Annotated in this window: 11 protein-coding genes; all 11 read left to right on the top strand. The window is 44.9% G+C overall.

The features are described 5' to 3' along the window. Positions 1-59 precede the first annotated feature (59 nt). The 11 genes from ABLT31_RS11175 to kduI all read left to right on the top strand — a co-directional run bounded on the left by ABLT31_RS11175 (position 60) and on the right by kduI (position 12897). Positions 60-1007, top strand: a complete 948-nt coding sequence (locus tag ABLT31_RS11175; RefSeq protein ID WP_367751594.1) for an aldo/keto reductase family protein — start codon at positions 60-62, stop codon at positions 1005-1007. 34 nt (positions 1008-1041) lie between these two features. After that, on the top strand, positions 1042-2013 hold the full coding sequence (locus tag ABLT31_RS11170) for an aldose 1-epimerase (RefSeq protein ID WP_367751593.1): 972 nt from the start codon (positions 1042-1044) through the stop codon (positions 2011-2013). A 255-nt stretch (positions 2014-2268) separates the two neighbouring features. Further along, entirely contained in the window at positions 2269-2922 is a 654-nt protein-coding gene (locus ABLT31_RS11165) for a YesL family protein (RefSeq protein WP_367751592.1), read from the top strand. Positions 2923-2978: 56 nt separating this feature from the next. Beyond that, entirely contained in the window at positions 2979-4709 is a 1731-nt protein-coding gene (locus ABLT31_RS11160) for a cache domain-containing sensor histidine kinase (protein ID WP_367751591.1), read from the top strand. Next, complete coding sequence (locus ABLT31_RS11155) at positions 4687-6237, top strand: response regulator transcription factor (protein ID WP_367751590.1); 1551 nt, start codon at positions 4687-4689, stop codon at positions 6235-6237. Before ABLT31_RS11160 ends, ABLT31_RS11155 begins: the two co-directional genes overlap by 23 nt. A gap of 44 nt (positions 6238-6281) precedes the next feature. Beyond that, positions 6282-7586 carry an ABC transporter substrate-binding protein gene (locus tag ABLT31_RS11150; protein ID WP_367751589.1) on the top strand — a complete coding sequence of 435 codons (1305 nt, stop codon included), beginning with the start codon at positions 6282-6284 and terminating at the stop codon, positions 7584-7586. A 163-nt stretch (positions 7587-7749) separates the two neighbouring features. Beyond that, positions 7750-9069, top strand: a complete 1320-nt coding sequence (locus ABLT31_RS11145; protein ID WP_367751588.1) for an ABC transporter substrate-binding protein — start codon at positions 7750-7752, stop codon at positions 9067-9069. A 105-nt stretch (positions 9070-9174) separates the two neighbouring features. Further along, positions 9175-10074: a carbohydrate ABC transporter permease gene (locus ABLT31_RS11140; RefSeq protein WP_367751587.1), complete on the top strand. Its 900-nt coding sequence runs from the start codon at positions 9175-9177 to the stop codon at positions 10072-10074. 4 nt (positions 10075-10078) lie between these two features. Next, positions 10079-10966 (top strand): carbohydrate ABC transporter permease, encoded by an 888-nt coding sequence (locus ABLT31_RS11135; protein ID WP_367751586.1) that lies wholly within the window; start codon positions 10079-10081, stop codon positions 10964-10966. A 36-nt stretch (positions 10967-11002) separates the two neighbouring features. After that, positions 11003-12046, top strand: a complete 1044-nt coding sequence (locus tag ABLT31_RS11130; protein WP_367751585.1) for a glycoside hydrolase family 88/105 protein — start codon at positions 11003-11005, stop codon at positions 12044-12046. Between the two features lie 20 nt (positions 12047-12066). Beyond that, the gene (kduI, locus tag ABLT31_RS11125; RefSeq protein WP_367751757.1) at positions 12067-12897 is read left to right on the top strand and encodes a 5-dehydro-4-deoxy-D-glucuronate isomerase; all 831 of its coding nucleotides are present in this window, start codon (positions 12067-12069) and stop codon (positions 12895-12897) included. The last annotated feature ends 36 nt before the right edge of the window (positions 12898-12933 follow it).

Genomic DNA, 12933 nt, shown 5'->3' with positions numbered 1-12933 from the left:
GAGCCTTGATGTCGTTATCAAGGGTATCTGATAGATCTAATAGAAAGCAGGGATAGAGGATGAAATATAGGAAGCTAGGGCGAACAGGGCTTAAAGTCAGCGAAATCAGCTTAGGCAGCTGGCTGACCTACGGAAATGCTATCGAAAAGGAAAAAGCAGCTTTAACGATCGATAAAGCATATGAGCTAGGGATTAACTTTTTTGATACGGCCAATGTTTATGCGACAGGAGAAGCCGAAAAAATCGTAGGGGAAGCATTAAAGAAGTATCCACGAGAATCTTATGTATTGGCGACGAAGGTTTTCTTTCCCATGGGTGAGGGGCCGAATGACCGCGGGCTATCCCGAAAGCATGTATTTGAGCAGATTCATGCAAGCTTAAAGCGGTTGGACATGGACTATATTGATATTTATTATTGCCATCGCTATGATCCGGAAACTCCTTTGGAGGAAACGCTGAGGACGATTGGAGATTTGGTCCGACAGGGCAAGGTTCTTTATGTCGGGGTAAGCGAATGGACAGCAGCTCAAATTCAAGAAGCCTTGCAGGTTGCAGATCGTTATCTCCTGGATCGGATTATCGTAAATCAGTCGATTTACAATATGTTTAACCGGTATGTTGAAAAGGAGATCATTCCTTTAAGCGAAAGAAATGGCATCAGCCAAGTCGTCTTCTCCCCGCTGGCACAAGGAGTTTTAACGGGTAAATACAAAAGCGGGGCTAGCTTGCCGGAAGGGTCAAGGGCGACCGATCCTAATTCCAATATGTATATGGGTTCCATGCTTCAGGAAGAAGTATTGGCAAAGATCGAACAACTGGAACGGGTAGCGGGAGAGCTAGAGATCACGATCTCCCAATTGGCTCTTGCCTGGATCCTAAGAAATCCAAATATCGCAAGCGCATTGATAGGAGCAAGCAAACCGGAGCAGGTTGAAGAAAATGTAAAGGGCGTAGGGATTGAACTGCCGAGTGAAATTTTGAAGACGATTGAAGAGATTTTGGGATAAGAAAAATAGGAGAAGAGGATGAGGTGGGATTCACATGTCCACATTTGTAGAGCAAATAACCTATTTGGGAGAACCGGCGGTTCAGGCTTCCAATGAGCAGATGGAAATCATCATTGTACCGGGGTGGGGGAGCAATCTGATTTCTTGCATCCATAAAGAATCCAATTATCAGGTTTTGAGAGTACCTGATTCACTAGAGGAATATGGATCGAACCCGTATCTGTTCGGTACCCCTGTCTTATTCCCGCCTAACCGGATCGGCGACGGAACCTTCGAGTTCAACGGGAGAACCTATCATCTTGAGATCAATGAAAAGGGGAAGAATAACCACCTTCACGGTTTTGTCCACGATAAGAGATGGGAACTGGTCAAAGCCGAGGCACAAGAAGATCGGGTCGTCGTGGAAACAGAAATGGACTCTTCCCATTATCCGGATATCTTCGAACAATTCCCCCACCATTTCGTCATCCGAATGACCTATATGCTGGAGGGAGCGACCCTCCATAAGAATGCCACCATTAGGAATAAAGGAACGGAACCGTTTCCTTGGGGACTGGGCTATCATACGACATTTTTCTTCCCGGAAGATCAGTCTAGTTTCTCTTTAACAGCAGACAAGCGTTGGCTATTGGATGAAAGGCTGCTTCCGACCGGAGAGCTGGAGGAAATGGAGTACAAGAAGGAACTCCATGAGGGGATCCGTCTAAAAGATTGGGCCTTGGACGACGCATTCCTTTCATCAGCCCTCTCTGGTGGAAGGAATGAAGCTTCTGTTGAAACTGCGGGTTTAAAGATTGTCTATCGGGCAGATGAACATTTCAAGCATTGGGTGGTCTATAATGCGGATGGAAGACAGGGCTTTGTTTGCCCGGAACCTTACACCTGGGTGACGAATGCGCCCAACTTACGTCTTCCAGAATCGCTGACAGGGGTACAAGTCTTAGGCCCGGGGGATGAGGTTACGGTGAAGACGGAAATAGCCATATATTTTTCCACTGATTTTTAAACATTCCCATCTGTTTTTTTACATTCCGATTTTTGATGAAGTATATTAAAATAGTAGGAAAAACGTCCGACAAGATCATAGCCGAATCTCTTCTGGAGGTCGGCTCTTTCAATTAGAGTTTTAAGTGACTCTATAAATAGTTGGAAATAAAGCAATATTAAAATGTTGTTTAGAATGTGTTACTCTTGTAATAAATGCTTGATGAGCAATATAAAAATTCGTCATACGTATTCAGGATTAAAGGAGGGAAGCAGAATGGGGCTTCTGACGGGCGCGCTGTACCGCATATGCGAATGGATTACGCGGTTAGCTTACCTCAATCTATTATGGCTTTTGTTTTCCATGATCGGGTTCGTGGTGGTGGGGATCATGCCTGCTACAGTCGCCATGTTTTCCGTGACAAGAAAATGGGTCATGGGACAGCAGGATATTCCAGTGTTTAAGACATTTTGGAATACGTATAAATCAGATTTTGTCAAATCTAATGTATTGGGTCTTGCGTTAGGGTTTATGGCTGTGATGTTTTATTTCGATTTCAGAATTTTGCAATATATGCCTGCGTATCAATCGGTATTGCAAGTTGTGTTTCTGAGTTTATTTTTTATTTATCTGCTGCTGCTATTCTTTATTTTTCCGGTTTATGTCCATTACGATATTCGGTTATCCCAAACCTTTAAATTCGGGGTTGTCATCGCGTTTTCACGGCCTCTCCATTCATTGGGAATGATCGTCGCTTCGATGATCTTAGGCACCCTGCTTTGGCTTTTCCCGCTGTTGTCTTTATTTTTTAGTGGGAGCGTTTTCAGTTTACTGGTGATGTGGTTTGCCATCAGAGCTTTCAGAAGTTTAAATCGGCAGCATGAAAAAGAGGCGGAAACGAGAGGAATCGAAAGAGTGGGGCTCCTATGAAGCAGCTGTCATCATTCATTAGAAATATTTACGATAACCTCAGGATTAAACATAAATTGTTTCTTTTGGTTTCTTTGATCATGGTCATCTCCTTTTCCTTTACCGTGACCGGGCTGCAGTATGCTTTCAATGTCTATGATGAACAGATTTATCAAAAGTCCTCCCAAGTGTTATTCATGTCTTCCAATAACATTGAAGATGAAATGAAAAAAATAGAGGAAGTTTCATTTGATATAACCGCTGACGTTGAAATTCAGAATAGTCTCGATTTGATGAGGAAAAAACCTTTGGAGTATGAGAGATTTCGAATTCGAACGGCAATTATTGATAGGTTATTGGATTATGCCGGATCTCAAAAGTACATTCGTTCGATCCATCTCTTCGATGTCAATGGGGAAGAATACACAGCAGGAAACAGAAGGATTGCGATCGCGCCGCAAATCAAGCAAACGATCACACGGGAAACCAAACAGGCCAAGGGAGCCAATCTGTGGATACGCCCGGATGAGCTGGATGACTCCTTAATTGCGGCACGTGAAGTAAGAATGTACAGAAATTTAAGTTTTGACAATCTTGGGACACTAGTGATCCGAATGGATCTAGGAAAAATGGTGAGGAATTTTTCAGATGGATTTAATGTTCAGGATGGAGAAATGATCATTATGAGCGGAGCGGATCTCATCTATCCCAATAGCCCTAATTTTCCTCTGGAGCAGGTCCAGCTTTCGTCCGCTGCACGGAAAGGGTACCACATTGAAACCGTAGGCGGTCAAAAATATTTTATGGCGTATATACAATCCCCCTATACCAACTGGACTTATTTAAATGCTATTCCGTTTAATCAGATCTTCGAGAGAATCGTAGCGATCAAATTTTTTGTATTGTTTGGGTTTATCCTGATGTTTACGTTAGTCGTCATTTTGGGTGTCAGGTTTGCAAGAGGGATAACCAGTCCGATAGAAAACTTGGTTGATTCGATACGGCATGTTCAAAAGGGCGATTTCGATAAGGCGGAGGCCCAAATTCATGACTCGGATGCGTTTAAAATGGATGAGGTGGGATTGCTTCAGCGTAATTTTAACCTGATGATTCATCGGATCAATGAACTCATCACCGAAAACTATGCCAAACAACTCACAATCAAAGAGACAGAATTTAAGGCGCTGCAAGCCCAAATTAATCCGCACTTTTTGTACAATACGCTGGAGTCTATCAACTGGCTGGCTAAGGTTAATCAACAGCCGCAGATATCCAAAATGGTCGAATCTCTAGGATTTTTGCTTAGAAACTCCATAAGTCTGAAAGAGCCGATTATTACGGTAGAGGAAGAACTCCAAATCGTCCTTCACTATATAACCATACAAACCTATCGTTTTGAGGAAAGACTAGATTTTCATTATGATCTGCCTCAAGAAATAAGAAACTGCTGCATCCCTAAGCTGACTTTGCAGCCTTTACTGGAAAATGCCATTCACTATGCCTTGGAACCGATGATTGATCCTTGCAAAATTACGATTCGTGCCGAACAAACTCCGGACGGCTTTGTCATCATGGTAGAGGATAACGGACCTGGAATGGAAGCTTCCTATTTGGAAAAGTTGCAAAAGGGAGAGGTTCGGACAAGAGGGCAAGGCATTGGCTTGAAAAACATTGAAGACCGCATCAAGCTTACCTTTGGTGAATCTTATGGCATCCGGATCGAGAGCGAACCGGGAAAGGGGACCAGAGTAAGGGTGATCTTGCCGTACAAAAAGGAGGGGAATCATGTACAAGGTATTGCTGGTTGATGATGAGCGAATTATTCTGGAAGGTATCTCAAAGATCATTGATTGGGCATCTATAGGAACGGTGCTGACGGGGACAGCTCGCAACGGGATCGAAGCTTATCAATTGATTGAACGCGAGCAGCCGGATATTGTGATTAGCGATATTAAAATGCCAGGATTGGACGGCTTGCAGTTGGTGGCAAAGGTGCATGAAACGTTTCCGAGTGTCCGGTTTATCCTGCTATCGGGATTCAGTGAATTCGACTATGCCAGAACCGCGATGCAGTTTGGCGTTAAACATTATTTATTGAAGCCATGCAATGAGCTTCGCATCATCGAAGCACTTCAGGAATTAACGGAAGAAATCGGGCAGAGTGAACAAAAAGAACGCTTTCTGGACAACATGAAAGGGCAGCTGGAAAAAGTTCTTCCCTATGCGAAGGAGCAATTGCTTAAAGAGTTTGTGACGAATAAAACCTATGGGAATAGGGATTTAGAATACTATGAAAAATTGTTTCATCTTCATTTAAATCATCCCAAGGTGAGATTGATCCTGTTTCAATTAGAAGGAGAATTCGATTTTGAGCATATGTTTGCCATGAAAAACATTGCACAGGAAGTCTTGGAAAACTCTATATTGAGCACGACGATCGGCGAATATATCCTGATCGTCGTGGAAGATAATAGGGAACCAGAAGAATGGCACGAGCACATCCAGTCGATACGAGATATCTTTTTCCAATACTATCAAATGGATGCTACCACGGCGTTAAGTGAAGCCGATGAGATTAGGCATGCTAAGAGATTGTATAAGGAGACCCTGGAATGTCTTAACCATAGATTTTACCTGGGAGAAGGCAGCCTGATTACCAAGAAGGACATCGTGCATACACATGCTATGGAAAGCGCAGAGTTTGCGTATGACGAGCAAAAATTGTGCCTGCTGGTCAAATCCGGTCGCTGGGAGGATGCGCAGGGCGAAATGGAAGCGTTTTTTTCTCAATTGGCCCAAATGCGCCTCGCAACCCATATTACCCGGTCCTATGTGATCCAGTTGTTTGTTGCTGTCATTCGGTTATGTGACCCGGAAAAGATGAATAGCTACCTGGAAAAGATGTCGATTCTTATTGAATTAGATACCATTCAAAGCATGCAAGGTTTTTTGGGTAACGTTGTTAAAGAGATTACGATGGAAAATTATGATCAAAACAAACATAGGCATTCTACCGTGATCAATAAAGTGATTGAAATCATTCATGAGCATTTAGGTGACCCGAATCTTTCATTAAACTGGGTGGCGAGTCAAATGCTCTATATGAATGCGGATTACTTAGGAAAATTGTTTAAAAAGGAGACCGGAGACAAATTTTCCAATTATGTTACGAAAATGCGAATTGAGAAAGCAATCGAGCGAATTGAGCGCGAAGAGGATCTGAAAATTTTTGAGCTCGCGGAAATGCTGGGCTTTGGGGACAATCCTCAATACTTCAGCCAAGTCTTTAAGAAATATATGGGGTGTACACCTTCGGAATACCGGAAAGTGCCATGATGCGAAAAAGCTAGCAACGGATTCACTACAAGGGGGATCATGAAGTGAAAAAATTCATATTTTCTGTGTTATCCCTTGCCTTTGCCCTAACGGTCAGCGCATGCGGGAACCCTGAGCAGCCATGGACGACCGAAGCGGGCAAACAAAATCAGGAACCGGTCAACCTTCGGGTCGCCTGGTGGGGCGGACAATCCAGGCATGACTATACCATGAAAGTCATTGACATGTATGAGAAAGAAAATCCTCATGTGAAAATTGAAGCGGAATATGCCAACTGGGATGACTACTGGAAGCAGATGGCTCCTTTAGCAGCGGGAAGCCGCCTGCCGGATGTGTTCCAGACAGACCTGCTGTATTTGACTCCCTACGGTGAAAAAGGCTTACTGGAAGATTTGACGCCTTATGTAGAGGACGGCCTGATCAATGTGGGTTCCATCAGTGAAAATGCGCGTTCAGGCGGGATGATTGGCGACAAGCTGTTTGGATTCAATCTGGGGGTCAATGCACCCGCCGTTGTGATCGATGCCGAAATGCTGAAAAAAGCGGGCATCCAACCGCCAAATCCGGATTGGACTTGGGCGGATTTTGAGCAGTTGGCTGTGCAGGTCAAACAAAAAATGGGTATTTACGGTACCAATGGAATGAAGCCGCCGGAAGTATTCTTTCCCTATTTTTTAAGGACCAAGGGACAGCATTTGTATAGTTCTGACGGCACTTCTCTTGGGTATAGCGATGATTCCTTGTTTGTGGACTATTTTGGCCGCCAATTGAGGTTGCTTGAGGTGGGAGCGTTTCCAAATCCAGGTGTAACGGCTCAAATTAAAGGATTTGAGGATGAACTGATCGTAAAAGGGGAAACGCCGATCCAGTGGATTTGGTCGAACCAATATCTCAGTCTGGCTAAAGCAGCTGGGCGGCCCCTTGAGCTGTATATGCCCCCAGGTCCTGGGCTTAAAGAAGGCATGTTCCTGAAGCCCAGTATGTTCTTTTCCATTTCGAAAAGCTCCAAGCAAAAGGAAGAAGCGGCTAAATTTATTAACTATTTTGTGAATAATATAGAAGCCAATAAACTCATTAAAGGGGATCGAGGAGTGCCGGTTTCCGCCGAAGTCGTAGAAGCGCTTAAACCGGAGCTGACCCCCGAGCAGGCCAAAATTTATGATTATGTGACTCGAGTATCACAAAACAGCAGCACGATGGATCCTCCCGACCCCATAGGGGTCGCAGAGGTGGTTAAAGCGCTTCTAGAGACATCGGATGAGATCTTATTCAAAAGGATAACACCGGAAGAAGGCGCCGCTAAATTCAGGAAGCGGGCAAACGAAATTCTGGCTCAAAATAAGAAATAAGTGAAATGGGGCGGTCTCGAAAGGGGCTAGCCCCTTTTAACATCCTCTGATTTTTAAACAGCTTGATCGGGTTTTTAAATTCAAACTTTTCTCATACTTAGATAGAATAATAGATGTAAGCACTTCCACTAAACGAAACCGAAACATAAGGGGAGATAACAAAATGAAAAAGTATTTATATTCAGCGTTATCCTTAGTGATGGCTTTAACGGTTGCCGGATGCGGCAGCGGCCAGAGTACAGAGACATCCGGAGGAGGAACGGCAGAAAACGGGGATAAGAGTCAGGAACAGGTTACTCTTCGCTTTGCTTGGTGGGGTGGGCAGCCTAGACACGAATACACGCTGAAAGTGATTGAAATGTATGAAAAACAACATCCGAATGTCAATATTGAAGCGGAATATGCGAACTTTCCCGATTACTGGAAAAAGCTAGCCCCGCAAGCTGCGGCAAACAATTTGCCGGATATTATTTCGATGGATACCGCTTATTTTGCGCAATACGGCCAAAAGGGACAATTGGAGGATTTGGCTCCATTTACGCAGGACGGGACCATTGATGTCAGCTCGATTAATGAAAATGCCTTATCCAGCGGGATGATTGACAACAAATTATACGGTTTTAACGTAGGCGTGAATGCGATATCGGTTATCACCGACGATGAAGCGCTGAAGAAAGCCGGACTTACCCCGCCGAAGGATGATTGGACATGGGATGACTTCGAGAAATTGGCTTTGGAAGCGAAAGGAAAAGCAGGGACATACGGCAGCAATCCTATGTTCCCGACGGATGTTTTTCTTCCTTACTATTTAAGACAGCATGACCAGCATATGTATAGTGCGGATGGAACTTCTCTCGGGTACAGCGATGATCAATTGTTCGTGGACCACTTCAAGCGTCAGTTGAGATTAGTAGAAGCCGGAGCGTTTCCTACGCCAGATGTGCAGGCTCAAATCAAAGGGATAGAGGATGAGCATATCGTAAAAGGTACGGCACCGATGACTTGGAATTGGTCTAATCAGCTTGTACAGTTCACCGAGGCAGGAAAAAGACCTTTAGCTTTGCACTTGCCGCCTGGACCAGCTCAAAAAGAAGGACTATTCCTGAAGCCAAGCATGTTCTTCTCCGTTGCCAAGAGCTCCAAGCATAAGGAAGAAGCGGCCAAATTTATCAACTTCTTTATCAATGATATCGAGGCGAATAAATTGATCAAAGGGGATCGCGGGGTTCCTGTTTCCTCTAAAGTCGTGGAAGGTATCAAATCCGTATTATCTCCTGATCAGGCAAAGGTGTTTGACTACGTAAGCAGCGTGTCGGAGAACAGCAGCGCAATTAGCCCGATGGATCCTGTAGGGTCTGCTGAAGTCATGAAGGCGCTGAAAGACATTTCGGACGAGATCCTCTTCAAGAAAATTACGCCTGAAGAAGGAGCTGCCAAGTTCAGACAGCAAGCGAATGAGATTCTCGCAAAAAATAAGAAATAAGGAAGATCAATAGAGTTTGTTAGTTGGATGCCCGAAGCCGATTGCTCCAATGGATGGAAGGCATCCCGCTTGCAACTCTATCATGTGAAAGAAAGGAGTGGAAGGATGAAACTGAGAACCACCTTAGACAATGTTGCGGGCTACACGTTTATCGCCCCTTTTATCATCGGCTTTCTCGGCTTTACGCTGATCCCCATGATGGCTTCCTTATATTTGTCTTTCACCGAATATGATTTGTTCTCCTCTCCCAAATGGATTGGGCTTGATAACTATTCAGAAATGTTTACAGGTGATGAGAAGTACTGGAAATCCGTAAAAGTGACATTCTATTACGTCCTTGCCGGAGTGCCGCTTCGTCTCGGATTTGCTCTTTTTATCGCCATGCTGCTCAATCGGGAATCAAAGACGGTAGGGTTTTATCGAACGATCTATTATCTTCCCTCGATTATCGGAGGTAGCGTAGCGGTAGCCATTATGTGGCAAAACATTTTTGGAAATGAAGGAGTCATCAACGCCCTGCTGTTCTTTTTAGGGGTTGATCAGAAGATCTTCTGGTATCAAGATCCCACTTCTGCGTTGTGGACATTGATTATGCTTTCGGTTTGGCAATTTGGATCATCGATGCTGATCTTTTTGGCAGGCTTGAAAAACATCCCGAAAGAGTTATATGAAGCGGCTAGTGTGGACGGTGCCAATGGCATCCATCAGTTTTTCAAGATTACATTGCCTATGCTGAGTCCGATCATTCTCTTCAATTTAGTCATGCAGACGATTTCCGCGTTTATGACGTTTACCCCCGCTTACGTCATCTCGAAAGGGGAAGGGGGGCCGCTCGATGGAACCTTGCTTTATTCGCTGTATCTGTTCCAGAAAGCATTTAACTTTTTCCAAATGGGCTATGCCTCCGCGATGGCCTGGGTCATGCTGATTATGGTGGCTTTATTAACCTTAATCCTATTTAAGACATCGTCTTACTGGGTGCATTATGAGTCAAAGGGGGAGTAAATAAATGAGGCCCATCACTTCTGATACTGCCGTAAAGCAGCCTGCAGCCGTTAGGCCGGTGAAATGGAAGCGGAAAATCAGCTTTTATCACCTGTTTACCTTGGGTTTGGCCATCGTCATGCTGTACCCTGTCATCTGGCTTTTAATGAGCTCGTTTAAGGAAAGCTCCAGCATCTTCGTTACAGCGCATTCTCTGATTCCGGATCCGTGGGTATGGGGGAACTATGCGGAAGGCTGGAAAGGGATTGGCGGTCAACCGTTTTTCACCTTTATTAAAAATTCACTGGTGATCGTTATCATTTCTACCATTGGTGCGGTTTTTTCATCGGCCGTCATTGGCTATGGCTTTGCCCGGATTCAATTCTGGGGCAAAAACTTTTGGTTTACCTGCATGATGCTCACCATGATGCTGCCGCATGAGGTAGTCATGATTCCGCAATACATCCTGTTTGCCAAACTGGGTTGGCTGAATTCGATTAAACCGATCGTGATTCCGCAATGGTTTGGGATTCCGTTCTTTACCTTCTTGATCATTCAGTTTATCCGCACCATCCCTTTGGAGTTTGATGAAGCGGCCACTCTTGATGGATGCGGCAGATTCGGCATTTTCTTTCGGGTCGTCCTTCCCTTGATTACGCCGGCGCTTGCCACATCAGCCATTTTTTCTTTCTATTGGAGATGGGAAGATTTGATCAATCCGGTCATCTATTTGAATAGTCCAGAATTATATACGGTGTCCCTAGCCTTGAAAATGTTTTTGGATGCCGAATCGGTTTCCAATTGGGGAGCGATGTTCTCCATGTCCGTCGTTTCCTTATTGCCTGTCATTCTCGTATTCTTCCTATTTCAAAAGTACATTGTGGAAGGGATCAGTACCAGCGGTTTGAAATAAATATTATCGCGTGAAAGGATAGAGAGGAGAGAAATTATGCCAGCACTAGTATTTAATGAAGAAGAAATTCGCCAGGTCATTGACCGAGTTGTACATCGAACGTTTGAGATGGATTTTAGCTGGGATTGGCCAGGAGGCGTCGCGTTTTTCGGCGTTGCGGAAGCCTATGAGGCAACAGGGAACGAAAAATATATCGAGCTATTGAAAGGCTGGGTGGATGAAAGACTGGAGGATGGCCTCCCGAAATTATCCGTGAATGGCGTTTCGATCGGACATGCGCTTCTTTCCTTATATCAGGCCACTCGGGATGAAAAATATTTGGATGTGGCCATCCAAATGGCGGAATTCCTGAAACATGATGCGGAACGATTTGCGGACGGCATCTTCCAGCACACGGTCAATTCGGAGGTGTATAATTTCCCGGAACAGGCCTGGGTCGACACGATGATGATGGCTGGCTATTACTTGATTCGGATCGGAGCTCTTCTGGAAAGAGACGACTATTTTGAAGACGGATTGAAGCAGTATCATGGCCACGAGCAATTTTTGCAGGATCCGGTGACGAATCTTTATTACCACGGATGGGACAATATCGCGCAAGACCACATGTCCGGAGTGTTTTGGGCTCGCGGAAACGCTTGGGCTGCGCTCACGATGGCCAAAGCGCTTGACATCGTCCATGTGACGCATCCGTCATTCATGATGATCGAAGGCTCCCTACGAGATCAATTGAGTGCATTGGTTCGTCTCCAGTCAGAGAATGGATTATGGCATACCGTGCTGACGGATCCGACGTCTTATGAGGAGATTTCAGGTTCCGCCGGGATTGCCCTGGGGCTGCTTTCCAAAGGATCCCTTTACAACAAGTACATTCAAAAGTCCATCCAGGGCATATTGGAGCACATAACCGAGGAAGGAATGGTTACGCAAGTGTCCGCAGGGACGGCCGTCATGCGCAATGTGCAAGGATATAAAGAGGTGCCTCACAAGCGGATTCAGGGATGGGGCCAGGGACTGGTACTGGCATTCCTTTCCGCCTTATTGAATTCAAGTAAACGAAGCTCAAATTTGATTGGATAAAAGGAGACTGAATGATGGAAATGGAAACTCGTTATGCTCATCATCCTGACCATGTAAAAAGAATGACCACAGAAGAATTGAGAGAACACTTTCTGATGGAAACCCTGTTTGAACCGGACCGAGTACACTTGACCTATACTCATGTGGATCGCATGATCTTCGGCGGTGTCACACCGGCTAAAGAAGAATTAGCCATTACGCTGGATAAAGAGCTGGGGGTGGAATATTTCTTGGAACGCCGCGAAATGGGGATCATTAATATCGGCGGCGAAGGGTCCGTCGTCCTTGACGGCGCAGAATACAATATGCAGCTCCGCGACGGTTTATATGTCGGAAGGGGAACAAAAGAAGTTTTATTCCGTTCAAAAGATCCGAGCAATCCAGCTAAATTCTATATCAACTCGACTCCGGCCCATCACACCTATCCGACTGTTAAAATTGATATCAATAAGATTGATCCTCTGCACGCCGGGGCTCCGGGAACATTGAACGAACGCAAAATCTACCAGTATGTCCATCCGAATGTGTGCGAAAGCTGCCAGCTTCAAATGGGATTAACCATGCTCTCGCCCGGAAGCGTTTGGAATACGATGCCTTGCCATACCCATGAACGCCGGATGGAGGTCTATTTCTACTTCAATATGGAACCTGAAACGCGGGTATTCCACTTCATGGGGAAGCCGGATGAAACGAGGCATATCGTGCTCAAAAATGAACAAGCGGTCATTTCGCCAAGCTGGTCGATTCACACCGGAACAGCTACAAGCAACTATACGTTCATTTGGGGCATGTGCGGAGAGAACATCACGTATCATGACATGGATCATGTGAAAATGGGAGATTTGAAGTAATAGGAATACACGAAAAGCGGGTGATGAATATGAACC

It is taken from the genome of Ammoniphilus soli (assembly GCF_040813775.1).
The sequence above is the reverse complement of the archived record's forward strand: the minus strand, read 5'-3'. Positions and strand labels throughout refer to the sequence as shown.

Bases quoted from the DNA above. Each gene is read 5' to 3' on its own strand.
- ABLT31_RS11155 (WP_367751590.1), top strand. From the start codon at position 4,687: ATGTACAAGGTATTGCTGGTTGATGATGAGCGAATTATTCTGGAAGGT.
- ABLT31_RS11170 (WP_367751593.1), top strand. From the start codon at position 1,042: ATGTCCACATTTGTAGAGCAAATAACCTATTTGGGAGAACCGGCGGTT.
- kduI (WP_367751757.1), top strand. From the start codon at position 12,067: ATGGAAACTCGTTATGCTCATCATCCTGACCATGTAAAAAGAATGACC.
- ABLT31_RS11140 (WP_367751587.1), top strand. From the start codon at position 9,175: ATGAAACTGAGAACCACCTTAGACAATGTTGCGGGCTACACGTTTATC.
- ABLT31_RS11135 (WP_367751586.1), top strand. From the start codon at position 10,079: ATGAGGCCCATCACTTCTGATACTGCCGTAAAGCAGCCTGCAGCCGTT.
- ABLT31_RS11165 (WP_367751592.1), top strand. From the start codon at position 2,269: ATGGGGCTTCTGACGGGCGCGCTGTACCGCATATGCGAATGGATTACG.
- ABLT31_RS11130 (WP_367751585.1), top strand. From the start codon at position 11,003: ATGCCAGCACTAGTATTTAATGAAGAAGAAATTCGCCAGGTCATTGAC.
- ABLT31_RS11145 (WP_367751588.1), top strand. From the start codon at position 7,750: ATGAAAAAGTATTTATATTCAGCGTTATCCTTAGTGATGGCTTTAACG.
- ABLT31_RS11175 (WP_367751594.1), top strand. From the start codon at position 60: ATGAAATATAGGAAGCTAGGGCGAACAGGGCTTAAAGTCAGCGAAATC.